Raw genomic sequence first — 23,765 nt, 5'->3', positions numbered from 1 at the left:
TGATCGCAGCGAACAACAGTCGATCAGTATTGTTTCAACCGCGATTTGATTGATTGTGTTCATCAATGACCTGCTGACAGGTACACCAGCAGCACCATTCGCCCTGTCGCTTGCGTTCTCGGGTGCGGTGGTGATCGCAAGCGTGATTCCCCTGGGAGCTGCCCGCTCACAGGCGGACTTCACCCTGGCCGACATGAAAGCTCCTAGAGCCATGTTCGACCGGCTTCCCGACTGGGGGAAACGGGCCAGCTGGGCTCATCAGAACAGCTTTGAAGCCTTCACATTGCATGCTCCAGCGGCACTCCTGGCCCTGATCACCGCGCTCCAGGTCGGAGGGCTTCAGGGCCTTGCCGTTCCTGCTGCGCTGCTCCAGCCGGTGCTGCGACTGATTTATCTGCCGGCCTATGTGGCCAATGTTCCTCCATTGAGAGGACTGTGCTGGGCAGGTGCTTTGCTGTGTACAGGCATCCTCTACATCGAGGGAGTGAAAGCTCTGCTGGCGTCCTAGCCCTTGCCTTGCTGGAATTGCTTCAGAGCAGCCAGCAGTGAGGCGGGTGACTGGGGATCCACCATCAGCACGCTGCCGGCGGGCGAATCAGCCATGCGCTGTCCCATGGCCATCCAGTTCTCAGCCAGCATCAGCCGGACGGCCTCTTCAGCCTCGGGGCTCTCGGAAAGAGCCCTGGCCATGACCCGGGCCGCTTCAGACTTCGCTTCAGCCATCACACCCTGCTGCTGGGCCTGGGCTTCGGCTTCAAGCAGGATCGCTTCCTTCTGAGCACGGGCGTCGAGAACGAGAGCCTCCGCACGGCCACGTGCCTCATTCAACTGAGCTTCCTTTTCGCCCTCGGAGCGGAGAATCGCGGCGCGCTTTTCCCGCTCGGCGGTCATCTGAGCCTCCATGGCCTGTTTGACCCCAGGTGACGGATTGATGTCACGCATTTCAACTCTGGTCACTTTCACACCCCATGGATCAGTGGCCTCATCAAGCTCCTTGAGTAGAAGCTCGTTGACCTCGCTGCGAGTGGTGAAGGTCTGATCGAGATCAAGCTTGCCCATCTCGGCACGAATCTGGGTCAGTACCAGATTCACCATCGCCGCCTGCAGATTGTCCACGGCGTAGTAAGCCTGGGAATGCTCCAGCAACTGCCAGTACACGACAGCGTCGACCTCGATAGAAACGTTGTCCCGCGTGATGCAGAGCTGAGGGGGAATATCCAGAACCCGTTCCTTGAGGGACTCGTGACTCACCACCCGTTCGACAACGGGAATCACAATGGAGAGCCCAGGCTGCAGCTCACGGTCATATTTACCGAGTCGCTCGACCAGTCGCGATCTGCCGCCGCTGGTGACCTTGACACTGCCACTGCCGAGCAGTGCGATCAGGATCAGTGCAGGCAGGCTCAGCAGCGCTTCCATGACAAATGGATGTCTGCGGAGACGTTAGTCCCCAAAGTAAGGCGAACAACCCACCAGACATGCCACCCCTTTGGAGTCCTTTGATCTGGTTGCTCGTGGCGGGAGCACTGCTGGTCGTGGAGCTGGTGCAGCCGAGTTTCGATGGCCTGATGTTCGCTGTCTTCGCCGGTCTTGCCTTGTCCGTGCTGACGGCCCTGCTGCCGCTCCCGGCCTGGATTCAGATCATCCTCTTCAGCCTCATCACGGTGCTGGGAACACTCTGGCTGAGCCGCTGGTCTGCGAGGCGCAACCCAAGACCCGGGCATCGGCGGTTGAAGGAGGACACCGCAGAGGTGCTGGTGACGATTGAACCTGGGGGAGAAGGCAGGGTCCGCTGGCATGGACAAAGCTGGGCCGCCAGCTCTCTGGATGTGGAGACCCCGCTTCAGGCAGGAGATTATGTGCTCGTGATCAACCGGGAGGGCACCAGACTTCAGGTTCTGCCGACTCCCCCGACGCCCTGAGCGTCAGTCGAAGAACAGCAGGCTGACGACCTTCCCCATGTCCTCGGCGTTCCGGCAGCTCGACAGCAGTGTCTCGCTGTCATGGAAAGCCAGACAGATCAGCTGGTCACAACGGCTGATGATGTCCTGATTGCAGAGACTGCTGGCCATCGGCAGAGGCAGATCATCATGTTCAGGCTTCTCGATCAGATGCAGAACACTTTCAAGCTGATCACGGATCTCAGGCCCTTGGCGACTGAGACTCTGCGGCAGAAGGACCGTGAGCTTGGAGGCATCCACAGCCAGAACGCCTCGAATCACGGCTGCATTGACTCCCTGCGCTCCTGATGTCACCAGAGAGTGACCTTCCTGAGCGAGCGACCGGGCAATCAGCTCGATCAGATGGATCGCGACCACAGGAACATGGCGGCTGCCGAGAATGGCAATTCTCCGAGCTCCCTTGTCCTGGAGCAAGGCCAATTCCTGAGCGAGGGTGTCAACCCTGTCGATTGCAGGAAGATCAAGAGATCGGCTCAATGACTACCTGCGGGCTTTACCAGACGCTAGCAGCGGTGAACCCTGTCGGGACCATCACTTTGAGCCGATCGCGAGGTGCTCAAGTCCCACGGCGCTGAGCAGGTCTGCAAGCCGGCAGTGTTCCTCCACAAGCCGGAAGGCATAAGTCGCTTTCACCGCTTCGTGCAGACGCACATGACCGAACGCCTGTTCGATCACTTCAACGGTGCCGAGCGTGTCCTGCTCGACCTTGAGCAATGGCACCTCCAGTTCATCCGCTCGACTGATCAGCTGAGGGAGTGGATCTCCCGCGCCCGTCAAAATCAGACATTGAGTGGATGCCTCAAGGGCAGCCAGCTGGATATCGGTGCGGTCGGCTCCTGTGACAACCGCCATGTTGCGGCGCCTGCGGAAGAACTCCATTGCTGAGTTCACGTTCATCGCCCCGATGCTGAGCGTCTCGACCAGCAGGTCAAGCTTCTCTCTGCAGCAGATCACCCTTGCATCGAGCCGACGCACGAGTTCACCCACCGTGACACTGCGCAGCAGCGGGGAACGAGGCATCACACCGAACACCCTGATGCCGAGCGCAAGGAGTGACGGCACGACATCACGTTCCAGATTTTCCACATCATCGGGAGTGACGGCGTTCAGCACCACTCCACGCAGTCGATCACCCAGCTGTTGACTGGCGGCCAGCAACGCATCGACGCTGCGACTGTCTTCCCAGAGGTGCACGAGCACTACCGGTGCATCGAGATCGCGGGCCAGTTGCACCAGACTCAGCCCGTAGAGCAGACCCTCATGGAGATTACCGGCGGCTTCCAGCAGGGTGACACTGTTCTCTGACTGTTCAAGACTGGTCCTGAGGTGCTCGAGACCCTCCCCGGCTGCCAAGGTTCCCTTGGCAAGACGTTGCTGTGCAGTCTCGGGAGACAGGAGATGGAGAGAGGGGATGAGGTCCTGATGGGGCAGACCGAGAGTCTCTCCAACAAAACGGACATCGTCATCGATCAACGGTGAAGGCAGAACTCCTTGATCGGACTCCCAGTCCAGGCTTGTGGCAAGCGGTTTGCCGAAAAGGACCCGAATGCCTTCCGAGCGCAGATGTCTTGCGATCCCCAGCACCAGGGCGGACTTACCGCTGAAGGGTTCACAGGATCCGATCAGCAGCGTTGAGCCCATCCGGAAGGTCTGAGGTTGATGCCCTCAATTTAAGGGGAGCGATCCTCCCCAATCCGATCAAGCAATAACCACCGCCAGAAGCTGTCTGGCAGGTCCTTGCGACCTTCCTCCGAAGCCTGCATCAACCAGTCCAGCAGTTGATGCGCCGGGCATTCGAACGAATAACGTTGCCGGGACTGTTCCTGAAAATGCAACTCACAGCGACACACCTGTAACGGAGCACTGGCCGGGCTCCAGCTCAGCACGTACCGGTGGGGAAGAGCATCACCGCGGGAACGCTCACCTTCAAACAGGCCCAGCGGAAGCTGATCAAGAGCATCTCGCAACGCCTGCTCTCGACGAAGCCCGCCGCAGTATGCAGCGAACAGCGCCTGTTGAGCGTCACCGGACGGACTGGACAAGGTCATACCGTCGAGCTGTTCCAAGGATGCACCAGTTCACTGCCATGGCCCAGCCAGTGCCAAGGACTTCTGCCCCAACCTCCGTCGCAGGGAGCTGGGTGGGACGAAGAGTGGGAATCACAGGTGCAGGTGGAGCCCTGGGCCGTGCCTTGACGCGCCGCTTGAGAGAGAAGGGCGCCTGGGTTGTCGCCCTGAGTCACCGCCCAAAGCCAACGGAACAGAACAGCCAGAGCGGGCCCCAGGAGTGGATCTGCTGGAGCTGCGGACAGGAGGAGAAACTGGATTCCACGCTGAGTCATCTCGATGTGCTCGTGCTCAACCACGGCATCAACCCTGGAGGAGATCAGTGTCCAGAGAGCCTGAACATGGCCCTCGAGATCAACGCTCTCAGCCAGTGGAGGCTTCTGCAGCGCTTTGAGCAGGTGGAGAGAGACCTTCCACAACAGTCACGTCCACCGGAGCTGTGGGTGAACACATCGGAAGCCGAGATTCAACCGGCACTGAGCCCTGCTTATGAATTGAGCAAGCGCTTGATCGGCCAGCTCGTGAGCCTGCGCTGGAGTGCGCCGCGTCAGCAGCGGAACGGACTTCCGAAACTGCGCAAGCTGGTGCTCGGTCCATTTCGTTCGGATCTCAATCCAATCGGTGTGATGTCAGCTGATTTCGTGGCAGAACAGATCCTCTGGCAAGCAGAGCTGGGCCTGCCACTGGTCATCGTGTCTCCCAATCCACTCACTCTGCTGCTGATGCCACTGATTGAGCTTGGACGGCTGACCTACAACAGAGTTTTGTGGACTAATCGCCACGGTCAGTGAGGATCTCGCATCCGTCGGAGGTCACTACAATTGTGTGCTCCCACTGAGCGGAGAGGCTGCCGTCGCGGGTGACCACTGTCCATCGGTCCCGGAGCGTGCGGCAGGCCTTGCTCCCTGCATTGAGGATCGGCTCAACAGCAAGTGTCATGCCTGGGCGCAGCTTGACGTTCGGCAGAGCATCCGTTCGGAAGTTGAACACGGAGGGCTCCTCGTGAAGATTGCGGCCGACACCATGTCCCGTGTAGTCCTCAACGACGCTGAAACCTCCTTGATGGACGCGGTCCTCGACGGCACCGGCAATGTCCAGCAGCGTGTTGCCGGAGCGAATCTGAGCCAGCCCTGCCATCAGGGACTCCTGGGCAACTCTGCTGAGGTTCGAGGCCTCATCGGTCACTTCACCAACACAGATGGTGACGCAACTGTCCCCGTGATAACCCTCGTAAAAAGCCCCTGTGTCCACCTTGAGCAGATCCCCCGCGCGTATCACCTTTTTATTGTTGGGGATGCCGTGCACCACCTCATCATTGATGCTCGAGCAGATGCTGGCGGGAAAGCCGTGGTAACCCTTGAAGCTTGGAGTCGCCCCCATTTCCCTGATGCGCCGCTCGGCATGGGCATCAAGATCGGCGGTGGTCTGACCGGGTTCGACCATCTCCATGATCTCCCGCAGCACTGTTGCCACGATCCGACTGGCCTTGGCCATGATTTTCAGCTCTCTCGCCGATTTGATCTCAACCCCACGACGCTGCTGAATGCGAGGGCCGGTGGCGGTCACGCTGCCGGTTTTGGTCGAGGCAAGCAGATCAGCGAACAAGTTCATCGGTGAATCCTTCGGGCAGTCCCGACGTCCTCCTGTCACGCTATCAATGGTGACGAGCTAATGCCGGTGGCTCTCTGGATGGCACGACTGCGGCGCTGGCACAGCAGGGTGGCGCCTCTGGTTCTCCTGCCGCTGATGACCACGGTCGTCACGGGCCTGAGCTACCGGGTGGCACGGGACTGGTTCGGTGTGAGTCGGGACAGCGCCCATTGGCTGATGAGCCTGCACGAAGGCGAATGGCTGGGGCCGCAGCTTGAGCCGGTGGTGGTGGTTCTCAACGCAATGGGCGTTCTCTGGATGTTGATCACCGGCGGGGGAATGATGGTGCAGTCCTGGCGAAACGCTTGGAAGAAACGCTCAGTCGACGGTGGGTCGGCAGGTTAAGGTGGTTGTTTGGCGTGATTACCCGGAGCAGGGATGGCAGCGGATCAGAAAGACACATCTGCGAATGACGGCGCGGATACGGTTGTCACAGACACTGAGAAAGAGTCCAAGAAGACTGCTGCTCCAGCTGCCAAGGCTGAACGCCTCAACCCTTCTGATCTGATCAGAGAGTTTGAGCAGGCGCAACAGAAAACCAACCTTCCTGATATCTACGTCGGTGACACTGTTCGGGTCGGCGTCCGCATCAGCGAAGGCAACAAGGAACGGGTGCAGCCCTATGAAGGAGTGGTGATCGCCAAGCGTCACGGCGGAATCAATCAGACCATCACGGTCCGTAGAATTTTTCAGGGCATCGGCGTGGAAAGAGTTTTTATGCTGCATAGCCCTCAAGTTGCCTCCATCAAGGTGGAACGCCGAGGTAAGGTACGTAGGGCGAAGCTTTTTTATCTGCGGGAACGGGTGGGCAAGGCCACCCGCGTCAAGCAGCGCTTCGATCGCTGAGGCTCAGGCCTCGTTCAATCCAATGCCATCGCCTTTGTGATGGTCGGGGGTACATCGCCTTGCGCCGTTAGTTCAGTTGGTAGAACGCAGGTCTCCAAAACCTGATGTCGGGGGTTCAAGTCCTCCACGGCGCGTCCGATGCCCCCTTCTGCAGTTTCCTAGTTTCGAGCATGGAGTTGGATCTTCAACCTGGTGATGTGGTCAAGGTCCTCGAATCAGCCGCCCTCGGCTGGGTTCGCGCCCGGGTCATTCGCGTCAAATCCGGTGGCCGTGTAGTCGTGCAGAGCGACCAGGGTCGCGAGTTCACTGCACGTGGCAATCAGGTTCGTCTAATTGAACCTGCAGGTTTCCGTCCCTGAATTCCGTGGGTTTAATCCCTTCACGAGTTATCCAGACCGGTGGCTGAGGTCACCGGTTTTTTATGTCTCCCCGAATGCTGCCACCGGGGGATCGTTTTTAGTCTCTGTTCAGTGCCGCAAGTCTGATCAGAACGGTTGGCACGCTCTGAAGCACTCAAAAGTCTGCGGTTTCCGCTCAATTCAACATGCAGCAGGGGCTTTCAACCTCTGCTGATCGAGAAGTGAATCTTCGATTCAATGCACGCAGATCTCAGGCGCTCACCCGTGGCCAGGACCCATGGGAAACAAGTTGTGGCCCCTTCTGGAGCGAAAGGATTCTGAACCCGTTGATCGCGCGTATTGACGGAGGGCAGGGCAACAGTCGATACTTTCGGAGTCGCGAGAGTGACGCAGATCCGATTCCAACGGACGAGCACCGTCGATCTGAATCCGATCTGGGACCGTAGTTCAACCGGTTAGAGCACCGCCCTGTCACGGCGGAAGTTGCGGGTTCGAATCCCGTCGGTCCCGTTCTTCATCCCGAGCCACACCATGGTGCGTGTTCGTCTGGCCCCAAGTCCAACGGGCACACTCCATATCGGGACGGCACGAACAGCTGTCTTCAACTGGCTGTATGCCCGTCATGAGGGAGGTCAGTTTCTGCTGCGGATTGAGGACACTGACAAGGAGCGCTCCAAGTCGGAATTCACCTCCAACATTCTTGATGGTCTCTCATGGCTTGGAATTGACTGGGACGAAGAACCCACAATTCAGAGCGAGCGGGTCGAAGAGCACCGTTCAGCCATCCAGACGCTGCTTGACAGCGGCCTTGCTTACCGCTGTTACGCCAGCGAAGAGGAACTCACGTCCATGCGTGAGGTTCAGAAAGCACAGAACCAAGCACCTCGCTACGACAACCGGCACAGAAATCTCACAGCGGAACAGGAAGCGTCCTTCCAGGCCGAAGGCCGTGAGGCGGTGATCCGCTTCCGGATTGATGACGATGCAGTGATCCAGTGGCGTGACCTTGTTCGTGGACCGATGCAATGGCGCGGAGCCGATCTCGGCGGTGACATGGTCATCGCACGACGTGCTCCAGCGGACCGAATCGGAGACCCTCTCTACAACCTTGTCGTGGTCGTCGATGACGCTGCCATGGCGATCACTCATGTCATCCGTGGCGAGGATCACATCGCCAACACGGCCAAGCAGCTTCTCCTCTACAAGGCGCTTGAACTGGCCGTGCCGGTCTTTGCCCATACACCTCTGATCCTCAATGCCGAAGGTCGCAAACTCTCCAAGCGGGACGGCGTCACATCAATCAATGATTTCCAGTCCATGGGGTACACCGCGGAGGCGATCGCCAACTACATGACCCTGCTGGGCTGGTCGGTTCCCGAAGGCATGGAGGAGCGCTTCACCCTCACGCAGGCAGCCGAGGTGTTCAGCTTCGATCGGGTGAACAAGGCCGGCGCACGTTTCGACTGGGACAAGCTCAACTGGCTCAATGCACAGGTTCTGCATGGCCTCACACCCCAGCAATTGCTGGACGACCTCTCACCGCTCTGGCGCCAGCAGGGATGGAGCCTTCCAGAGGATCAAAGCTGGGGCGTTGCCTTGTGCGAACTGCTGGGGCCCTCTCTGACTCTGCTGAAGGACGGCATTGACCAGGCACAACCCTTTTTTGTTTGCCCTGAGCTTGAGAGCGATGGTCTCAAGCAACTTGAGCTGGATGGAGCCAGGGACGCGATTGCTCAGCTTGTGAAATCGCTCGAGAGTGATCCATGGACTGGCATTGAAACCGCGACGGCACAAGCACTGCTGGCCGATGCAGCGAACAAGGCAGGTGTGAAAAAGGGCGTGTTGATGAAATCATTGCGTGCCGCCCTGCTGGGCCGTCTGCAGGGACCGGATCTGATCACGACCTGGTCATTGCTGGCCAGGGTCGGACAGGATCTGCCCCGTTTGAAGCGCTGCCTCCCCTGACTCTTCCGGCTCTGATTGAATCAGCCCCAAAACCCGTGCCAGTGGCTGTGCCGTCAGTCCCTGAATGCCCACAGTCATCAGAATTGTGAGAAACACCAGGCCCTGAAGTCGTCCTGCTCCGAGAATCCCTGCCTGTTCAAGGCGAATCGAGAAAAGAGAGGCCACGGCAGCCGTGACAATTCCCCTGGGAGCCAGCCATCCCATGAATAGGCGTTGGCGCCAGTCAAGTGGCAATCCGATGGTGGCGACACCAACTGCGGCCGGGCGCACCAGCAGCATCAGCACCAAAACACAGCTGACACCACCCCATCCGAGTGGACTGAGTTCAGCCCAGGACACATCAGCCGCCAGCAGCGGGAAGAGCATCGTGATCGCCAATCTGGCCAGTTCGCGAATGAGCTCATCGAGCTCAGCCGCCTGCGTTGATGGGCGACGACCCACCACAACGCCTGCAGCAACCGATGCCGGCAGACCGGATTCAGGTAGCAGCCATTCGCAGATGGCGAACATGAGGAACAGAACACCCAGAGTCAGCTGCAGCCGCAAGCCCACGGCATGCTCTGAGGGCAAACGTCTCAACAGCTCGGCAAGCAGCCATCCAACAACGATGCCGATCAGCACCCCACCACCGAGGCGAGACAGCAGCCCAATCGCCAGGCCCCTCCAACCGTAGAGATCGCCAAGCAGCAACTCAAGCAGCAGGAGTGCAAGAACGGCTCCCACGGGCTCGAGCACCAGTCCCTCCGCTTCGAGTACGTCCCCAAGAGGAGGAGCCAGACGAATCTGCTGCACGATCGGCGTCACAACCGTGGGCCCCGTTCCCAGAACGATGGCGCTGTAGACCGCAGCCACGGACCATCCCAGGCCGGCGAGCCAGTGAGCCGCAAGAATGCCTGCTCCCAGAGACAGCAGCAGACGCAGCAGGGAAATTCTCAGCACGGTCGCCTTGATGGTGTCGCCCGGCAGACGCAGATTCAGACCGCCATCAAACAGAACGAGACTGACCAGCAGTCCAACAGTGGTCTCAAGGCCTTCACCCAGATCCAGAGGCTCCACAAGGCCGAGACCGGATCGCCCGATCAACAGTCCTGACAACAGCAAAAGCACCACTCCAGGCAGTCCCGAGAGGGCTGCGAGCAATCGAGCACCTGCACCGGCAAACACCGTGATGCCCCAGAGCAGTCCAAGCCTCTCAGGCGTCATCGATGCATGCGAATTGCGGTTCCACACGCACGCCGATCACCGCTTCGGGGCGGATCACCAGATATTCACCTTCGAGATCACCGAGCGGGATATTCACAAAGGCCTGACCGCTCCCACCGCTGACCAGTCCTTGATACCAATCCTGAAATGTCTCAAGAGTGGGGAAATGCACCACCTCTGTCTGACCTCCTGAAAGGTGAAGCGAAATCTGGTAGCGGCGAGGGGTACGTGTCATCTGCGAACCGTACAGGCCCAGGGGGAAAGAGGGATCCCTCCTGCGACATAAAGCGGGTGGCGAGGCTGACCGCTGCGGGTCGTGCCGATTACCAGGGGAGGAGCCCCCTGAGACCGAGAAGCCAGAACTTGGGTGAGCATCATCACCACCTGCTTGTCTCTGTGATGCAGAGAACCCGCCTCACCCCAGCCAAGCCAGAGGTCCCATGCAGGTGATCGGGACCATCTTTCAAACCAGCTGATCAGCACACGGTCGGTTTCCCGGCCGACAGGATCTGCGCAGTGTCGCAAGCCACCCGGTGACGGTGTGACCCTCCCGAACAGATTGAGAACCACCAGCTGGTGATAGCCCCAGTCCCGAGCGAAGTTCCTCAATCGCTTGAGTGTTGGGTCGTCACGAGACCCATCGGCCAGGGAAGGATTGAGGCCTACAAACAGGAGCAACCTCGATGGTCCATCCAGTGGAGAGAGGGGAATTGGACGGTGCAGGAGCCAGCGGTAACGGCCGCAGGGACTGAAAACGGCATCAGCCGTTGAGCAAGGCGAGTGAAGCTTCAAGGATCCTGCCGCTGGCTCGACCATCTCCGAACGGGTTGACGGCCCTGGCCATCTGGTCATAAGCCCTCGGATCATCGAGGAGGTGTGAACACTCTCTGACGATTGCGTCAGAGTCTGTTCCGACCAACCGCGCAGTTCCGGAGTCAACCGCCTCGGGGCGTTCCGTTGTACGGCGCAGAACCAGGACCGGCTTCCCGAGAGCGGGAGCTTCCTCCTGAAGACCACCGGAGTCGGTGAGCAACAGGGTGCACCCTTTCATCGCCGCAACAAGCCGGTCATAGTCAAGGGGTTCGCTGAGCACGACCCTCGGGTGGTCACCGAGCAAAGCACGGAGAGGCTCCCGAACCGTGGGATTGCGATGCAGAGGCAGCAGCAGAACGGTGTCTGGATGAGTGTCCAGCACCTCAAGCATGCCCGCCGCAATGCTGTTCAGCCGTTCCCCCCAGTTCTCCCGCCGATGGACCGTGGCGAGAATCACACGCTGGTTCAACCAGTCGATGGGCAGATCAGAAAGAGCGGGGACCTGCTCAGCCATGCGCAGAAGAGCATCGATGACCGTGTTACCGGTGACCATCACACGACCGACCACACCGGAAGCGTTCAGATTGGCTTCCGAGCGCTCGGTGGGAGCGAAATGCAACTGGGAGACCTGGGAGATCAGGCGCCTGTTGGCTTCTTCCGGGAACGGATCGAGAAGATTGTCCGTGCGCAGACCAGCCTCCACATGACCGACGGGGATCTGCTCGTAAAACGCCGCCAGAGCAGCGGCGAAGGCCGTTGTGGTGTCTCCTTGAACCAGCACCAGTCCCGGAGGAAAAGCCTGGAAGTCATCCCTCAGCCCCTGCAGAGCTGCACAGGTGACGTGGGTCAGCGTCTGACGAGGGGCCATCAGATCAAGATCATGATCGGCTTTAAGACCAAACAGATCCATCACCTGGGTGACCATCTCACGGTGCTGTCCGGTCAGAACAACCCTTGTCTCAAGGGCCTGACATCCCTGGAATTCCTGGATGACGGGGGCAAGCTTGATGGCTTCCGGACGGGTGCCAAGAACAATGGTGACGCGGGGCATGCCAGCCATAAACCCTGGGTTGGTGGCGGAATCTTAAGCGGCTTTCACAAACCTCCCAGCAAGCCTTCACCTGCCGGTGCCCAGCATTGGCGAAGCTGAGGCAAGAGGAGAGCGAACAGCGTGAGTCAACCGATCTTTCCACCAGGCTTTCCCTCGGGAACACTGACTCCGGTTCGCCATGCCGCAAGGGTTGAGGAGCCGATCAGCTCGCTGCCTGAGCGGACGCCGAGTCTGGAACAAATCGTGCGCATCGCCCATGAGCAGGGACATTCCGATGTCCATCTCGGAGTCGGAGAAGCACCCAGATACAGAGACCGCGGCGAGATGCTGTCAACCGATTGGCCGCTATCCACCCATCAAGTTTTTCAGGGATGGCTCCAGGAAATCCTCTCTCCGCAGCAGATCGATGATTTCAATAGGAGCAAGGAATTTGACGGGTCCCATGCGTTCCCATTCGTTCGTGTACGCATCAACCTTCTCGACTCCCTGCGGGGCCCTGCGATGGTGCTGCGACTGATCCCGCAGACGATTCTCACGCTCGAGCAGCTGCAGCTGCCGAAGGTTCTCCAGGATCTGTCCTCAAAGCCGAAGGGACTGGTACTGGTGACTGGACCGACCGGTTCCGGAAAGAGCACCACTCTCGCCGCGATGATCGACTGGATCAATCGTCATCAGAAACGCCATATCCTCACCATCGAGGATCCGGTTGAATTTGTTCACTCCAGCCAGCAGTCACTGATCCGTCATCGGGAGTTGGGAATTCACACCCTGAAATTCCACAATGCTCTGAAGGCGGCACTTCGAGAGGATCCCGACGTGATCCTCGTGGGTGAAATTCGCGACAGAGAAACGCTGAGTACCGCACTGGAGGCTTCCCAGACAGGACATCTGGTGTTCGGAACATTGCACACCAATTCAGCTGTGAAGACTGTCGAACGAGTGCTTGGCTTGTTTGCTCCTGAAGACCAGGACAGCGTTCGCCGCTCCCTTTCTGAATCATTGCTGGGGGTGATCTCCCAGGGATTGATCCGAACCACTGATGGCAAGCGTGCCGCCTATCACGACATCCTGATCAACAGTGAGGCATACAAGGACTACATCCAGCGGGGAGCCCTGGATGAGGTGGAGGAAATCATGGAGCGAAGCGGGTTCGATGGAATGATCACCACCAATCAATCGTTGTTGAAACTGCTGGAGAACAATCGCATCGAAGCGAGCGATGCACTGGCTGCGAGTCCGAGGCCGAACGAACTCGATCAGGCCCTGCGGGGAAGGGGTGCAGTGTGACGCCCCGGTCCTCAGGCGGCTGGGGCACTGGCTGCGGACACCCTGATCACGAACAGAATCCCGAGTGAGACAGACAAACCAAGCATTGCGAGCCTGCCGTTCCAGATTTCAGCCTGAGGGGTGAATCCCCTGCGCCAGGCGTTCAGCTCACCGGAACCGACCTCTTCAACGTTGCTCTGCTGTCGCGTCTCAGCCTTGGTCGACATCACCCTGTTGCATGTCGCGACACCCTATGCACTGCAGCTCAGAAAGGCGGATTCGATTGATACAGAGGCGCGCAGTTTTCGAGAGCCCAGCGTGCTGAAACGCCAAGAGCCAGGGAACTGGAGATGGCCTCTGATTTCAGACGTCCAAGCGCGGCTGCAGCCACCATCGCTGCGTTGTCGGTGCAATAGCTGAGTGGTGCCAGGTGCACCTCTACCCCCTGTTCAACACCTTTTACATGCATGCAGTCACGCAAGCGTTGATTGGCAGCCACGCCGCCCACCATCACCAGTGTCGAGAGGTCTAGATCGTTGCAGCATCGAAGGCTGCGATCAACCAGCACATCCACAACGATCTGCTGGAAGCTGGCGGCCAGATCAGCCACAGGCAATGGCTCATCCCAGCTCCCGCACGCCTCCACCTGACGAAGCATCGCCGTTTTCAGACCACTGAAAGAGAAGTCGTAGGGGTAGAACCCCCCTCCGGGTTTCGAGACACGACCTTTCGGCAAGGTGAAACGAGCCACATCACCCCCAGCAGCCGCGGCCTGGATCGCGGGACCTCCTGGATACTCAAGTCCCAGCAGACGGGCCACCTTGTCAAAGGCCTCACCGGCGGCATCGTCATGACTGCGCCCAAGACGCTCCAGCGCTCCTGTTGCATCGACACGGATCAGTTCAGTGTGCCCGCCGCTGACCAGCAGAACGAGATAGGGCGGCTCTGGAGGGGACAGTGCCAACCGAACCGAAGCTAGATGGGCTTCAAGATGATGAACGGCGATGAACGGTCGGCTGTGAAGTGCCGCCAAAGTGCGCCCCGTCATCGAACCCACCATCAGTGCTCCCACCAGACCAGGGGTGACGGTGGCAGCCACAGCATCGAGTTCACGGATCGACAGGCCGGCGTCATCGAGCGCCTGATCGATCAGGTGAGGCAGGGCTTCCACATGCCTGCGTGAAGCGATCTCCGGCACCACACCACCCCACTGGGCATGCTCCTCGATCTGGGAAGCAATCCGGTGCGCCAGCACCCGCAGCCGACAGTCGCTCTGCTCCACAACCGCTGCGGCAGACTCGTCACAACTTGTTTCGAGGGCTAGGACCTTGGCCATGCAGGTCAACAGCTTCCACTACTGTCCATTTGATACATCCTGCCTTCCCGAGGCAGGTTCAACAGGCACCGTTCCGATGCGTCGTTTCTTCGCCCTCGCGCTTTCGGCCCTGCTGGTGTTCGGTTTCGCACCGGTCGCCAGAGCTGATGTGGCAGGACTGACACCCTGTTCCGAAAGTGCGCGCTTCCAGCAGCGTGCCAGTGCAGCCTCAACGCCACAGGCCGTCGCCCGCTTCAAGATGTACAGCAAGGCTTCCTGCGGTGAAGACGGCCTCCCTCATCTGATCGTTGACGGGCGCTGGAATCATGCTGGTGATTTCGTCCTTCCAGGCCTGATGTTCCTCTACATCACCGGCACCATCGGCTGGGCTGGACGCGAGTACCTCAAAGCTATCCGCGGCAAGAAGGATCAGAACATGCTTGAGATTCAGCTGGACATGAAACTGGCTCTGAATTCCGTGGTGAAAGCCGCCACATGGCCCGTGGCAGCCATCGCTGAGTTCAACAGTGGCAAGCTGACTGAAAGCGATTCGAAAATCACAGTTTCACCACGCTGACACCAAAAACTCTTCTCACCGATCGTTCAACGATGAAAAAATTTCTATCCACCGCACCCGTGGTTGCCGCCATCTGGTTCACTCTGACCGCAGGCATCCTGATCGAGTGGAACAGATTCTTCCCTGACCTGCTGTTCCACCCGCTCTGATTGATCAGGCGTTGTCAAGCCCCATCAACCGCTCAAGATCACATAGTGCTGTTTCGAGGTCATCATTGATGACGACGGCATCAAATTCCTTCTGAGCTTCGAGTTCAGTTTTTGCTCGCTTCAGACGACTGACAATCGCGGCCTCGGCTTCAGTGCCGCGACCGCGAATTCGCTGTTCCAGCACTCCGAAGCTCGGAGGTGCAAGAAAGATCTGAAAAGCCTCAGGGAAACTGCGACGCACCTGACGGGCACCCTCGAGTTCAATTTCAAGCAGAACGGGAGTGCCTGCCAACAGCCTTTCCATGACGGGTTGTTTGGGAGTTCCATAACAGTTGCCGGCGAATTCAGCCCACTCCAGCAATCCGCCCTGCTTGACCAGCTGGTCAAACGACTCCCGGGCGTGGAAGAAGTAATGAACACCGTCACGTTCACCCTGGCGTGGAGGCCTCGTGGTGGCGGATACAGAAAGCCAGAGCTGCGGATGATGCTCAAGCAGTCGTGTCACCAGCGTCCCCTTGCCGACGCCGCTTGGGCCTGTCAGCAAAGTGAGCCTGGCGCGGCGATCGGTCGTTGCCATGGCTTGTGTGTGGTCAGGCAGCAGGGTAGGAAGGCATCCCCTGTCGAAAGACCACCGGCTAGCGATGGCGAAGAGCACGCTTCAGGTGATGGACCTCACCAGCCTTCGGGCGGTGCTGGGTGATCTGCGGACACAGATCATTCCAAGTCGCTTTGAAAAAGCGCAACAACCCAATCAGCACAGCCTGCAGCTGGGATTTAGAACCCTCACAGGAATGATCTGGCTGGAACTCAGCTGGCAAGCAGACGCCGCAAGGCTGGTCAGGATTCCGCCTCCCTGCCGTGAAGGAAGTGGCAGCACCCTGGCTCAGCAGGTTCAGCACGGCCTGAGGCAACTGGCTCTGGTGCAACTGGAACAGCAGGACTTTGAGCGGGTTGTGCTGTTTCATTTCGCTCCACGCCCAGGGGAGACAAGTGTGCGCACCTTGGTTCTGGAGCTGATGGGTCGTCACAGCAATGTGCTTTTGCTTGACGAGCAGCAGCGGATCACCGCCATTGCCAGACAGGTCAGGCAGCACCAGTCACGCGTCAGGCCTCTGAGCAGTGGGGATCCCTACATCCCGCCGCCGTCGCTTCAGAACCTGCCACCAAGCCTTGAGGAACCGTTCGATCAATGGCAGCGCAGGCTCACTCTGGTCCCGCTCGGCCTGGGTCAGGCACTGCGCGATACCTATCAGGGCATCAGCCCCTCCCTGACAAGGCAGCTCATCAACATTCCCTCGACCGATGAGGGGACACCAGCGCTTTCAGCCAGCACTCCCATCGCAGAAATCAGCCAGAAACAATGGCTGCTGCTGCATGCGCGCTGGACCCGATGGCTGAACAAGCTCAGCTGTGGGGATTTCAACTTGCATCTGGATGAAGCCGGCGGCTACCGCGTCTGGAATGAACCTCCCGACTCAGCCAGCGAATCAGCCAGTGAAAGCGAATCACTCAGCCTGCGTTTAGGGCTGTACTACCGCAATCATCTCAACCAGCGAAAGCTGCTCAGAGAGAGCCTGGAACTTCAACAGCTTCTGGAACAGAGCCGACAGAAAGAACAGGCACAGCGCCTCGAGCAGGTCGAGCGACTGGACGCCACTGCTGGCGCCGATGATCTGCAACATCAGGCTGATGCCATTCTCTGTCAGGCCGCTCCTGAAAGAGAAAGTATTGAACGGGCCCAGAAGCTTTATCAGCGTGCCAGACGGCTGCGACGTTCGATTCCCTCGATCGAAGAGCGACTGGATCATCACGATCAACGGCTGGCGCTGATTGACGGCAGCGAAAACTTTCTGACGGACCTGATGCAGGCTGACTGGGACGATTCCGACGATCGCATCCGACAGCTGCGTGAATTGAGAGTTGAACTCGAGGACCTGCTGACCCCTCGCCGTCGACGCCGCCGCAGTGGTCCACCCCAGGGACAGCCACAGCCGCTGGAGCTCCTCACTCAGGACGGATTGCTGATTCAGATCGGCCGCAATCATCGCCAGAACGAGTGGATCAGCCTTCGGCAGGCTCGTGCAGGAGATCTATGGTTTCACGCACAGGAGTGTCCGGGAAGCCATGTGGTGCTGAAAGCCTCGGCAGCAGCTGCTTCGGAACAGGATCTGCAGCTTGCGGCAGACCTTGCGGCCTGGTTCAGCCGGGCGAAGGGAAATCGGCTTGTGCCGGTTGTGATGACAGGAGTGGAACATCTCCAGAGAATCCCTGGAACTGCGCCAGGGACCGTGAGACACCGACAGGCCCAGCTGGTCTGGGCGGAACCGGACCGCGCCTGCAGAAACCTTGAGGCTCGAAACCCCCTAGCCTGAATTGAGTCAACTGCACACTGACCTCTGACGCCGATCACGCCTGAAGAGTCACCGAAGCTGTCACCGCCGCCGCCGATACGGATCGGGGTTCAGGACGGTCCTCCCAACGACGTGGAAATGCCTCTGGTCGATCATCTGGAGGAACTGCGTCAGAGGGTGCTGCGCAGTCTTGTTGCAGTGGTTGTCTGTGCCCTGGCCTGTCTTCTGGCCGTGCGCCCACTGGTCAGAATTCTTGAGGAGCCCGCCGGTTCGATCCGCTTCCTGCAACTTGCTCCAGGCGAATTTTTGTTCGTGTCCTTCAAGGTTGCCGGCTACGCAGGACTCACGCTGGCACTTCCTTACGTCCTTTACGAAGGGCTCGCTTTCGTTCTCCCAGGCCTGACCCGCGGAGAACGCCGTCTGATTGCACCCTCCGTGGCGGGATCAGCCGTGCTGTTTCTGGCCGGACTTGGCTTTGCCTGGTGGGCACTGGTTCCTGCAGCCCTGAATTTTCTGGTCAGTTACGGCGCCGATGTCGTGGAGCCGCTCTGGTCGATTGAGCGCTACCTCGACTTCGTTCTGTTGCTCATGCTGTCGACCGGTCTGGCCTTTCAGCTTCCGGTACTGCAACTTCTTCTGGGGGTCTTCGGACTGGTCAGCTGGCAACGCATGCTCAGTGCTTGGCGTTGGGTCGTGCTGGTGTCGGCCCTGGCTGGTGCAGTGCTGACGCCCTCCACAGACCCGGTCACGATGTTGCTCCTGGCTGGAGCGATCACTGCGCTCTATCTGATCGGTGTTTTGCTTGTTGCAGGCATACAGAGATTCAGATCAGAAACTCCTCAAGAGTCCCCTCCCCCTGCAGCTGCAGACTGAGCGCTTTACCAAGTCTTGGCTTGTCCCGGGTCGTGAGCAACCACTCCCGAACCGTCTCTGCTTCCCCCAGTCTGTTGACGATTTCCAGGACCTCCGCGAGATGAGCACGGTAGTCAGGCTCATCCAGAGGGAAGGACTGTTGCTCGAGGTAGGCCCACATCACCTGGAAATACATTCGCCTGCGCCTGGTCACCAGCTGCAGGTCATAACTGGCTTGCCAGCGAGTGCGGAGCAGGTCGATGACTTCATCGACACCCAGAGGGCGCGACCCCCTCGCGGAAGAGTGATCAGCAAGCACTGACGAAGACCTTGAACATCAATGAAAATCCAGTCTCCGCAAAGTGTGACATGGCCATTAGCGCCCATAATGGGCCCCATCCAGTGCCCAACGAACGTCAGCCATGACTCAGATGCCAGCCGCTGATGTGCCCGGAATGGGCCGCAGGCAGTTCATGAACCTGTTGACATTCGGATCAGTGACCGGCGTCGCCCTCGGAGCCCTCTATCCGGTGGTGAATTACTTCATCCCACCACGTGCCGCAGGCAGCGGTGGTGGCACCAGTGCCAAGGATGAACTCGGCAACCCTGTGACACTCACCGGCTGGCTCAGCGACCATTCCACAGGCGATCGCAGCCTTGTTCAGGGACTGAAGGGAGACCCCACCTACCTGATTGTTGAAGGTGAAGATGCCATCGGCAGCTACGGCATCAACGCCATCTGCACCCACCTGGGTTGTGTTGTGCCCTGGAACAGTGGAGCCAACAAGTTCATGTGCCCCTGTCATGGAAGTCAGTACGACGCCACCGGCAAGGTGGTGAGGGGGCCTGCACCTCTCTCTCTTGCGCTGGCCAACGTGAGCGTTGAAGACGACAACGTTTTCGTGAGCCAGTGGACCGAAACCGACTTCCGCACGGGTGAGAAGCCCTGGTGGGGCTGATCAACAACTTTTTTCCCACCGCTCTCTCGAGAAACACGCCTCCGATGCGACGCATTCTTTTTTCAGTCTTCTCAGCCCTGATCCTGGGCACAGCCATCTTCACAGCTCCCTCCAGCAGCTGGGCTTACCCCTTCTGGGCTCAGCAGAACTACGCCTCTCCAAGAGAAGCCACAGGCAAGATCGTCTGCGCCAACTGCCACCTGGCCAAGAAAATCACCCAAGCAGAGGTGCCCCAATCCGTTCTTCCTGACACGGTTTTCAAGGCAGCAGTGAAAATCCCCTACGAACAGGGGATCCAGGAGATCGGTGCCGATGGAAGTGATGTCGGCTTACAGGTCGGAGCCGTGATCCAGCTGCCGGATGGCTTCACCCTGGCCCCACAGGAACGCTGGACCGACGAGATCAAAGAGGAAACCGAGGGCGTTTATTTCACGCAGTACAGCGACGATCAACCCAACATTCTTCTCGTTGGACCGATTCCAGGCGATCAGCATCAGGAGATCGTTTTCCCTGTCCTCTCCCCGGATCCTGCCACCGACAGCAACATCCATTTCGGCAAGTACCAGATCTTCGTAGGTGGCAATCGAGGTCGAGGTCAGGTCTATCCGACCGGAGAAAAGAGCAACAACACCGTTTTCACATCACCAGCCAGCGGAACCGTTTCAGCCGTTGAAGACGGCGACAACGGAGCCAGAGTGATCACCATCGCAGCTGCTGACGGCGAAACCGCCACTGAAACCATTCCCGTAGGCCCCGCTCTGATTGTCGGAGTCGGTGATGCGATCGAAGCCGGGGCTCCCTTGACCGATGATCCGAATGTTGGTGGTTTCGGACAGGTTGATGCTGAGGTCGTGCTGCAGAACCCAGTGCGCATTTATGGACTGCTGGCGTTCTTCGCAGCTGTTTCACTGGCCCAAATCATGTTGGTCCTGAAGAAGAAGCAGATTGAGAAGGTACAAGCCGCTGAGGGTGTCTGAGCTCAGTGTTGATCCCTGGAATTTTCTCCTCCCCAGGGCCCGAGCTGTTTCAGCTCGGGCCTTTCGTGCTGAGGTGGTATGGACTGCTGATTGCGATCGCCGTCCTGATTGGACTCAATCTCTCCAGCTGGCTGGCACGGCAACGCGGCCTCGATGCCAATCTGATCAGTGATTTGCTACCGATCCTTGTGCTGGCGGCGGTGGTTGGAGCGAGGACTTACTACGTCGCATTCGAATGGGAGTCTTACCAGCGCTCATGGTGGGATGCGCTCGCGATCTGGAAGGGAGGAATCGCTATCCATGGAGCACTCCTGGGGGGCTCGCTGGCAGTGATTGTGTTCTGCCGTTGGCGCCGGGTGTCATTCTGGGATCTTCTGGATGTGTTGGTGCCCTCAGTGGTGCTGGGTCAGGCGATTGGCCGCTGGGGGAACTTTTTCAATTCGGAGGCATTTGGAGTCCCCACCAATCTGCCTTGGAAACTTTTTATTCCAGAAGGAAACAGACCAGGTGTGTTCAAAACTGCTGAGTTCTTCCACCCCACATTTCTCTATGAATCCCTCTGGAACATCGCAATTTTTGTGTTGTTAATGACGCTTTTCCGGCTGGGCCGCCAACGAAAGATCTCCCTGCCTTCTGGAGCTCTCAGCTGCATCTATCTACTCAGCTACAGCCTTGGTCGTATCTGGATCGAAGCTCTGAGAATCGATCCGCTCTGCCTTGGCGGCCAACCTCCGTTCTGTGACGGCGGCCTGCGCATTGCACAGCTGATGAGCCTCAGCCTGATGGCCATCGCAGGCTTTGGATTGTTCTGGCTGTATGGACGAAAGACGCCTCTTCCTGATCCAGGACTGAAACAGACAGACCCCTCATGAGCAAAATCTCGATCGTGGGTGCCGGCCCGGGAGCACCTGATCTGCTGACACGCCGTGCTGAGAACCGCATTGTCAATGCTGAAGTTCTGATCTGGACTGATTCGCTGGTGTCACCCCTGATCGCGGATCTTGCGCCTGCTGGGTGTGAACGGATCAGGACCAGCTCGCTCACGCTGGAACAGGTTCTTCCAGTGATGGTCGAGCGCGCCAGCCGTGGAAAAAACGTGGTGCGCCTTCACGATGGCGACCCCTGTCTCTATGGAGCTCTCAGCGAGCAAGTCTGCGGACTTGCTGATGCCGGAATCGAAGTGGAAGTGGTTCCTGGCATCAGCGCCTATCAGGCAACCGCCTCGGCTCTGAGGGCGGAACTGACCATCCCAGGCCTTGTGCAGACCATCGTGCTGAGTCGCAGCGGAGGCCGAACCGGTGTTCCCGAACGAGAGGAACTGGGGAAACTCGCCTGTCTGCAGGCTTCGCTGTGTCTTTACCTCAGTGCCCGCCATGTGGACGAGGTTCAGGCCACGCTGCTTGAGCATTACCCAGCTGACACGCCGGTCGCGATCGGATACCGGGTCAGCTGGCCTGATGAATCACTGGACCTGGTCCCTCTCGATCAGATGGCGAGGATCACCCACGATCGCAATTTGATTCGCACCACGCTGTATGTGATCAGTCCTGCTTTGCGTTCAAGCAGTCGTCGGTCAAAACTCTATTCACCGGATCATGACCACTTGTTCAGGCCCAGGCACTGAAAATCCGGGCTGGTGGTGTTTTAAGATGACCAAATCGGGCGATTAGCACAGTGGTAGCGCACTTCCTTCACACGGAAGGGGTCACTGGTTCGAATCCAGTATCGCCCATGCATGACAAAGCCCTGCGTTGCAGGGCTTTCAGTTGATTCACAAGCAGCTCTGAAAGCTCACATGAGCATCACATAAGGCCATCAAATCAAAGGATTAATCGGCAAATAAAGGCTTTAATCTCGCTCGAATAGAGCTTGCGACTTGAACATTCAAAGGTTTCAGCTGATAGAGGCATTGAAAGGTTTATAGAGTCTTTCGAGGCCTTTATGCAGGACTGTTCGAATACATTCGGTGCACCGTACTTCTTTCGTCATGGCAAAGGGTTATTGGATCAGCACTGGAACGATTCATACACCACTGGCCATGGTCCCCTACATCAGCCGACTCACTGAATGGCTGCCCACAGTCGGGGCGAGATTTCTGGTGCGCGATGTTCAGTGCGATGTCCGAGAAGGCTCCCCTGGCTCCGTGATGGTGATCATTGAGTTCCCTTCAATCGAGTCAGCAGTATCAGCCTATGAGTCAACGGAGTATCAATCGATGATTGAGCTGAGAGCTCCCCATGCTGATCTCACACTCTCAATCTCTGAAGAGTTGGTTCCCTGAATCTTCGGGGTGTTGACCACTACGGATGTTTTGCAAAGTTTCGTGCATTATCTGTCTGTCTTCGGGTCATCACCGGAGATGCGTCGAAGCCAGGAGGGGTGGGACCCTCCTTTTTTTTGACAGAACTACGCTGCTTGACACGGCGCCTTAGACCAATCCGCAATTCCGTGAGTTGATACGCCAGGATCGCTGCGTTTCTGGAGACGTTCGATGCTTCGAATGAAAAATCCGGTTCTACAGAGAATCTGGGCAATCATCACCTGGCGATGGCGCATGCAGATTGCCCTCAATGCTCCATTTGCTCTGCTCTGGATTGCTGATAAGACAAATCCATCGGTTCATGCGTTCAACATGACAGCACTTTCAGCAATTCACGCTGAATGGCTGGCACCGATGATCGGCATTGCTTGATGTTTCAACCAGAAATTCTGTTCAGCGTCGGCGGAGTGTAAGTATCCAGAGCCAGGTAGCGAACAAAGCACCGACGGGAATCACAATCACAAACAGCTGTGCAATCACCAGATTGCGAACTTCAGGGTCCATGGTTCAGAGAGGGATCACCAGTGACCAGCGTTGACGTCTGTAGCGCCATCGCTTGCCTGAGTCCTCGGGCTCTGGAATGTCCCCTGCGTCAAAACCTTTGGGATCTGCAGGGTTATCGCTGACTTTCGAAGCACTCGTCATCGGTAACTCGTAGCCAACGTATTGATCACCCTCTTTTTTGCAGGATCTCACCGGAGCTTGCCCATGAGTGGTCCACAGACCTGTTCTGCGAACGGTGTACCGACCTGCGGAGTCGGCCCATCGTGTGCAGGCCTGCAAGGCTGATTCCTGCGACTCGTAGCGGCTCATGGCCTCAATGAAGCCGACGAGGTTGGGAACCTGCGTCACAACCAGAGCAGCCAGAAGGAGCTGCGTGATCCTGCTCGGTTTCATCCTTCGGCGTTGACTCCTTCACGATCGCTGGAAACCAGACCGCCAAGGTGAAGGCATGGGTCAGTCATGCCCGGGGATAGAAAATGACGAATTCCGATGTGGCAACCCTCTCTGTGTGCCTCGTGGCACTGACAGAAGTGCAGATCATGCCTAATTTCACTCCAGCTGTTTCACAAAGGGTCGGATGT

At 58.3% G+C, this 23,765-nt stretch carries 32 protein-coding genes and 3 tRNA genes; 21 read left to right on the top strand and 14 right to left on the bottom strand.

Annotated elements, in window-relative coordinates; genetic code table 11:
- Positions 1-55 precede the first annotated feature (55 nt).
- Positions 56-508 carry an MAPEG family protein gene (locus SIB83_RS11775; protein WP_413406039.1) on the top strand — a complete coding sequence of 151 codons (453 nt, stop codon included), beginning with the start codon at positions 56-58 and terminating at the stop codon, positions 506-508.
- Here SIB83_RS11775 and SIB83_RS11770 read toward each other — a convergent pair.
- Positions 505-1,419 carry an SPFH domain-containing protein gene (locus SIB83_RS11770; protein WP_413406037.1) on the bottom strand — a complete coding sequence of 305 codons (915 nt, stop codon included), beginning with the start codon at positions 1,417-1,419 and terminating at the stop codon, positions 505-507. The two genes, SIB83_RS11775 and SIB83_RS11770, sit on opposite strands and share 4 nt — an antisense overlap.
- A 59-nt stretch (positions 1,420-1,478) precedes the next feature.
- Between SIB83_RS11770 and SIB83_RS11765 the strand changes: the two genes are divergently transcribed.
- Positions 1,479-1,922 carry an NfeD family protein gene (locus SIB83_RS11765; RefSeq protein WP_413406035.1) on the top strand — a complete coding sequence of 148 codons (444 nt, stop codon included), beginning with the start codon at positions 1,479-1,481 and terminating at the stop codon, positions 1,920-1,922.
- Positions 1,923-1,925: 3 nt separating this feature from the next.
- Here SIB83_RS11765 and SIB83_RS11760 read toward each other — a convergent pair whose 3' ends face one another.
- From SIB83_RS11760 to ebsA, 3 genes are read right to left on the bottom strand one after another with little or no spacing between them, the layout of a single operon-like run.
- A complete protein-coding gene (locus tag SIB83_RS11760) occupies positions 1,926-2,438 on the bottom strand; it encodes a DNA recombination-mediator protein A (RefSeq protein WP_413406033.1) in 513 nt (170 codons plus the stop codon).
- Between the two features lie 54 nt (positions 2,439-2,492).
- The gene (locus tag SIB83_RS11755) at positions 2,493-3,602 is read right to left on the bottom strand and encodes a phosphotransacetylase family protein (RefSeq protein ID WP_413745920.1); all 1,110 of its coding nucleotides are present in this window, start codon (positions 3,600-3,602) and stop codon (positions 2,493-2,495) included.
- A 29-nt stretch (positions 3,603-3,631) separates the two neighbouring features.
- On the bottom strand, positions 3,632-4,027 hold the full coding sequence (ebsA, locus tag SIB83_RS11750; RefSeq protein ID WP_413745919.1) for a type IV pilus biogenesis protein EbsA: 396 nt from the start codon (positions 4,025-4,027) through the stop codon (positions 3,632-3,634).
- A gap of 20 nt (positions 4,028-4,047) precedes the next feature.
- On the opposite strand from ebsA, the gene SIB83_RS11745 reads away from it, so the two are divergent.
- Positions 4,048-4,818: an SDR family oxidoreductase gene (locus SIB83_RS11745; RefSeq protein ID WP_413406027.1), complete on the top strand. Its 771-nt coding sequence runs from the start codon at positions 4,048-4,050 to the stop codon at positions 4,816-4,818.
- On the opposite strand, the gene map is transcribed toward SIB83_RS11745, so the two are convergent.
- Positions 4,799-5,638 carry a methionyl aminopeptidase gene (map, locus tag SIB83_RS11740; RefSeq protein WP_413406025.1) on the bottom strand — a complete coding sequence of 280 codons (840 nt, stop codon included), beginning with the start codon at positions 5,636-5,638 and terminating at the stop codon, positions 4,799-4,801. The genes SIB83_RS11745 and map overlap by 20 nt on opposite strands.
- Before the next feature lie 60 nt (positions 5,639-5,698).
- Between map and SIB83_RS11735 the strand changes: the two genes are divergently transcribed.
- From SIB83_RS11735 to gltX, 6 genes are all read left to right on the top strand, one after another.
- Positions 5,699-6,022 carry a PepSY domain-containing protein gene (locus SIB83_RS11735; protein WP_413406023.1) on the top strand — a complete coding sequence of 108 codons (324 nt, stop codon included), beginning with the start codon at positions 5,699-5,701 and terminating at the stop codon, positions 6,020-6,022.
- 33 nt (positions 6,023-6,055) lie between these two features.
- Positions 6,056-6,523 carry a 50S ribosomal protein L19 gene (gene rplS / locus SIB83_RS11730; RefSeq protein WP_413406021.1) on the top strand — a complete coding sequence of 156 codons (468 nt, stop codon included), beginning with the start codon at positions 6,056-6,058 and terminating at the stop codon, positions 6,521-6,523.
- Between the two features lie 61 nt (positions 6,524-6,584).
- Positions 6,585-6,657: transfer RNA gene (locus SIB83_RS11725), tRNA-Trp, on the top strand.
- A gap of 36 nt (positions 6,658-6,693) precedes the next feature.
- Positions 6,694-6,882, top strand: coding sequence for a hyperconserved protein Hcp (locus tag SIB83_RS11720; RefSeq protein ID WP_006043540.1), 189 nt, complete (start codon positions 6,694-6,696; stop codon positions 6,880-6,882).
- A 436-nt stretch (positions 6,883-7,318) separates the two neighbouring features.
- A tRNA-Asp gene (locus tag SIB83_RS11715) sits at positions 7,319-7,392 on the top strand.
- Positions 7,393-7,413: 21 nt separating this feature from the next.
- Positions 7,414-8,847, top strand: coding sequence for a glutamate--tRNA ligase (gene gltX / locus SIB83_RS11710; RefSeq protein WP_413745918.1), 1,434 nt, complete (start codon positions 7,414-7,416; stop codon positions 8,845-8,847).
- Here the strand turns inward: gltX and SIB83_RS11705 are convergent.
- The 4 genes from SIB83_RS11705 to wecB are packed head-to-tail and all read right to left on the bottom strand — an operon-like array spanning position 8,791 to position 11,923.
- The gene (locus SIB83_RS11705) at positions 8,791-10,050 is read right to left on the bottom strand and encodes a cation:proton antiporter (protein ID WP_413745917.1); all 1,260 of its coding nucleotides are present in this window, start codon (positions 10,048-10,050) and stop codon (positions 8,791-8,793) included. The two genes, gltX and SIB83_RS11705, sit on opposite strands and share 57 nt — an antisense overlap.
- Positions 10,040-10,285: a hypothetical protein gene (locus SIB83_RS11700; RefSeq protein WP_413745916.1), complete on the bottom strand. Its 246-nt coding sequence runs from the start codon at positions 10,283-10,285 to the stop codon at positions 10,040-10,042. The genes SIB83_RS11705 and SIB83_RS11700 overlap by 11 nt, the downstream gene beginning before the upstream one ends.
- A complete protein-coding gene (locus tag SIB83_RS11695; protein WP_413745915.1) occupies positions 10,282-10,842 on the bottom strand; it encodes a DUF1643 domain-containing protein in 561 nt (186 codons plus the stop codon). The genes SIB83_RS11700 and SIB83_RS11695 overlap by 4 nt, the downstream gene beginning before the upstream one ends.
- Positions 10,811-11,923, bottom strand: a complete 1,113-nt coding sequence (gene wecB / locus SIB83_RS11690) for a non-hydrolyzing UDP-N-acetylglucosamine 2-epimerase (RefSeq protein ID WP_413745914.1) — start codon at positions 11,921-11,923, stop codon at positions 10,811-10,813. Before wecB ends, SIB83_RS11695 begins: the two co-directional genes overlap by 32 nt.
- Before the next feature lie 153 nt (positions 11,924-12,076).
- Here wecB and SIB83_RS11685 point away from each other — a divergent pair, with 153 nt between their 5' ends.
- Positions 12,077-13,201, top strand: coding sequence for a type IV pilus twitching motility protein PilT (locus tag SIB83_RS11685; RefSeq protein ID WP_413747369.1), 1,125 nt, complete (start codon positions 12,077-12,079; stop codon positions 13,199-13,201).
- Positions 13,202-13,212: 11 nt separating this feature from the next.
- Here SIB83_RS11685 and SIB83_RS11680 read toward each other — a convergent pair whose 3' ends face one another.
- Together SIB83_RS11680 and tsaD are read right to left on the bottom strand one after the other, a co-directional pair.
- On the bottom strand, positions 13,213-13,407 hold the full coding sequence (locus SIB83_RS11680) for a high light inducible protein (protein WP_413406010.1): 195 nt from the start codon (positions 13,405-13,407) through the stop codon (positions 13,213-13,215).
- Positions 13,408-13,445: 38 nt separating this feature from the next.
- Positions 13,446-14,516, bottom strand: a complete 1,071-nt coding sequence (gene tsaD / locus SIB83_RS11675) for a tRNA (adenosine(37)-N6)-threonylcarbamoyltransferase complex transferase subunit TsaD (RefSeq protein ID WP_413745913.1) — start codon at positions 14,514-14,516, stop codon at positions 13,446-13,448.
- Between the two features lie 76 nt (positions 14,517-14,592).
- On the opposite strand from tsaD, the gene SIB83_RS11670 reads away from it, so the two are divergent.
- Complete coding sequence (locus SIB83_RS11670; RefSeq protein ID WP_413406323.1) at positions 14,593-15,072, top strand: Photosystem I reaction center subunit III; 480 nt, start codon at positions 14,593-14,595, stop codon at positions 15,070-15,072.
- A gap of 32 nt (positions 15,073-15,104) precedes the next feature.
- Complete coding sequence (psaJ, locus tag SIB83_RS11665) at positions 15,105-15,221, top strand: photosystem I reaction center subunit IX (protein ID WP_066905917.1); 117 nt, start codon at positions 15,105-15,107, stop codon at positions 15,219-15,221.
- Positions 15,222-15,225: 4 nt separating this feature from the next.
- On the opposite strand, the gene gmk is transcribed toward psaJ, so the two are convergent.
- Positions 15,226-15,798, bottom strand: coding sequence for a guanylate kinase (gene gmk / locus SIB83_RS11660; RefSeq protein WP_413745912.1), 573 nt, complete (start codon positions 15,796-15,798; stop codon positions 15,226-15,228).
- Positions 15,799-15,862: 64 nt separating this feature from the next.
- Between gmk and SIB83_RS11655 the strand changes: the two genes are divergently transcribed.
- Positions 15,863-17,593 carry an NFACT family protein gene (locus SIB83_RS11655; protein ID WP_413745911.1) on the top strand — a complete coding sequence of 577 codons (1,731 nt, stop codon included), beginning with the start codon at positions 15,863-15,865 and terminating at the stop codon, positions 17,591-17,593.
- Between the two features lie 117 nt (positions 17,594-17,710).
- Positions 17,711-18,445, top strand: coding sequence for a twin-arginine translocase subunit TatC (tatC, locus tag SIB83_RS11650; RefSeq protein ID WP_413745910.1), 735 nt, complete (start codon positions 17,711-17,713; stop codon positions 18,443-18,445).
- Here tatC and SIB83_RS11645 read toward each other — a convergent pair.
- Positions 18,396-18,743 (bottom strand): DUF3067 family protein, encoded by a 348-nt coding sequence (locus SIB83_RS11645; RefSeq protein WP_413745909.1) that lies wholly within the window; start codon positions 18,741-18,743, stop codon positions 18,396-18,398. The two genes, tatC and SIB83_RS11645, sit on opposite strands and share 50 nt — an antisense overlap.
- Positions 18,744-18,846: 103 nt before the next feature.
- Between SIB83_RS11645 and petC the strand changes: the two genes are divergently transcribed.
- The 7 genes from petC (at position 18,847) to SIB83_RS11610 (ending at position 23,052) form a co-directional block, all read left to right on the top strand.
- Positions 18,847-19,383: a cytochrome b6-f complex iron-sulfur subunit gene (gene petC, locus SIB83_RS11640; RefSeq protein ID WP_413405999.1), complete on the top strand. Its 537-nt coding sequence runs from the start codon at positions 18,847-18,849 to the stop codon at positions 19,381-19,383.
- Positions 19,384-19,427: 44 nt separating this feature from the next.
- Positions 19,428-20,360, top strand: a complete 933-nt coding sequence (gene petA / locus SIB83_RS11635) for a cytochrome f (RefSeq protein WP_413747368.1) — start codon at positions 19,428-19,430, stop codon at positions 20,358-20,360.
- Positions 20,361-20,380: 20 nt separating this feature from the next.
- The gene (gene lgt, locus SIB83_RS11630) at positions 20,381-21,232 is read left to right on the top strand and encodes a prolipoprotein diacylglyceryl transferase (RefSeq protein ID WP_413406319.1); all 852 of its coding nucleotides are present in this window, start codon (positions 20,381-20,383) and stop codon (positions 21,230-21,232) included.
- Positions 21,229-21,984, top strand: coding sequence for a precorrin-4 C(11)-methyltransferase (gene cobM, locus SIB83_RS11625; RefSeq protein WP_413745908.1), 756 nt, complete (start codon positions 21,229-21,231; stop codon positions 21,982-21,984). The genes lgt and cobM overlap by 4 nt, the downstream gene beginning before the upstream one ends.
- A gap of 36 nt (positions 21,985-22,020) precedes the next feature.
- Positions 22,021-22,092: transfer RNA gene (locus SIB83_RS11620), tRNA-Val, on the top strand.
- A 255-nt stretch (positions 22,093-22,347) separates the two neighbouring features.
- Positions 22,348-22,641 carry a DUF1330 domain-containing protein gene (locus SIB83_RS11615; RefSeq protein ID WP_413405996.1) on the top strand — a complete coding sequence of 98 codons (294 nt, stop codon included), beginning with the start codon at positions 22,348-22,350 and terminating at the stop codon, positions 22,639-22,641.
- 210 nt (positions 22,642-22,851) lie between these two features.
- A complete protein-coding gene (locus tag SIB83_RS11610) occupies positions 22,852-23,052 on the top strand; it encodes a hypothetical protein (RefSeq protein WP_413405994.1) in 201 nt (66 codons plus the stop codon).
- Positions 23,053-23,187: 135 nt separating this feature from the next.
- Here the strand turns inward: SIB83_RS11610 and SIB83_RS11605 are convergent, their stop codons facing one another.
- Positions 23,188-23,577, bottom strand: a complete 390-nt coding sequence (locus tag SIB83_RS11605; protein ID WP_413745907.1) for a hypothetical protein — start codon at positions 23,575-23,577, stop codon at positions 23,188-23,190.
- Between the last annotated feature and the right edge of the window lie 188 nt (positions 23,578-23,765).

It is taken from the genome of Synechococcus sp. MIT S9507 (genome assembly GCF_047304715.1).
In the GTDB taxonomy this organism is placed as follows: domain Bacteria; phylum Cyanobacteriota; class Cyanobacteriia; order PCC-6307; family Cyanobiaceae; genus Synechococcus_C.
This window is presented reverse-complemented; position numbering and strand designations above follow the sequence as displayed.

Coding starts and splice junctions, on each gene's coding strand:
- SIB83_RS11755 (WP_413745920.1), bottom strand. CDS start 3,602: ATGGGCTCAACGCTGCTGATCGGATCCTGTGAACCCTTCAGCGGTAAG.
- tatC (WP_413745910.1), top strand. CDS start 17,711: ATGCCTCTGGTCGATCATCTGGAGGAACTGCGTCAGAGGGTGCTGCGC.
- cobM (WP_413745908.1), top strand. CDS start 21,229: ATGAGCAAAATCTCGATCGTGGGTGCCGGCCCGGGAGCACCTGATCTG.
- petC (WP_413405999.1), top strand. CDS start 18,847: ATGACTCAGATGCCAGCCGCTGATGTGCCCGGAATGGGCCGCAGGCAG.
- SIB83_RS11705 (WP_413745917.1), bottom strand. CDS start 10,050: ATGACGCCTGAGAGGCTTGGACTGCTCTGGGGCATCACGGTGTTTGCC.
- psaJ (WP_066905917.1), top strand. CDS start 15,105: ATGAAAAAATTTCTATCCACCGCACCCGTGGTTGCCGCCATCTGGTTC.
- SIB83_RS11765 (WP_413406035.1), top strand. CDS start 1,479: ATGCCACCCCTTTGGAGTCCTTTGATCTGGTTGCTCGTGGCGGGAGCA.
- SIB83_RS11615 (WP_413405996.1), top strand. CDS start 22,348: ATGGCAAAGGGTTATTGGATCAGCACTGGAACGATTCATACACCACTG.
- wecB (WP_413745914.1), bottom strand. CDS start 11,923: ATGGCTGGCATGCCCCGCGTCACCATTGTTCTTGGCACCCGTCCGGAA.
- SIB83_RS11610 (WP_413405994.1), top strand. CDS start 22,852: ATGCTTCGAATGAAAAATCCGGTTCTACAGAGAATCTGGGCAATCATC.
- rplS (WP_413406021.1), top strand. CDS start 6,056: ATGGCAGCGGATCAGAAAGACACATCTGCGAATGACGGCGCGGATACG.
- SIB83_RS11720 (WP_006043540.1), top strand. CDS start 6,694: ATGGAGTTGGATCTTCAACCTGGTGATGTGGTCAAGGTCCTCGAATCA.
- SIB83_RS11735 (WP_413406023.1), top strand. CDS start 5,699: ATGCCGGTGGCTCTCTGGATGGCACGACTGCGGCGCTGGCACAGCAGG.
- SIB83_RS11700 (WP_413745916.1), bottom strand. CDS start 10,285: ATGACACGTACCCCTCGCCGCTACCAGATTTCGCTTCACCTTTCAGGA.
- SIB83_RS11670 (WP_413406323.1), top strand. CDS start 14,593: ATGCGTCGTTTCTTCGCCCTCGCGCTTTCGGCCCTGCTGGTGTTCGGT.
- petA (WP_413747368.1), top strand. CDS start 19,428: ATGCGACGCATTCTTTTTTCAGTCTTCTCAGCCCTGATCCTGGGCACA.
- SIB83_RS11605 (WP_413745907.1), bottom strand. CDS start 23,577: ATGAAACCGAGCAGGATCACGCAGCTCCTTCTGGCTGCTCTGGTTGTG.
- SIB83_RS11680 (WP_413406010.1), bottom strand. CDS start 13,407: ATGTCGACCAAGGCTGAGACGCGACAGCAGAGCAACGTTGAAGAGGTC.
- map (WP_413406025.1), bottom strand. CDS start 5,638: ATGAACTTGTTCGCTGATCTGCTTGCCTCGACCAAAACCGGCAGCGTG.
- tsaD (WP_413745913.1), bottom strand. CDS start 14,516: ATGGCCAAGGTCCTAGCCCTCGAAACAAGTTGTGACGAGTCTGCCGCA.
- gmk (WP_413745912.1), bottom strand. CDS start 15,798: ATGGCAACGACCGATCGCCGCGCCAGGCTCACTTTGCTGACAGGCCCA.
- SIB83_RS11745 (WP_413406027.1), top strand. CDS start 4,048: ATGGCCCAGCCAGTGCCAAGGACTTCTGCCCCAACCTCCGTCGCAGGG.
- SIB83_RS11770 (WP_413406037.1), bottom strand. CDS start 1,419: ATGGAAGCGCTGCTGAGCCTGCCTGCACTGATCCTGATCGCACTGCTC.
- SIB83_RS11655 (WP_413745911.1), top strand. CDS start 15,863: ATGGCGAAGAGCACGCTTCAGGTGATGGACCTCACCAGCCTTCGGGCG.
- gltX (WP_413745918.1), top strand. CDS start 7,414: ATGGTGCGTGTTCGTCTGGCCCCAAGTCCAACGGGCACACTCCATATC.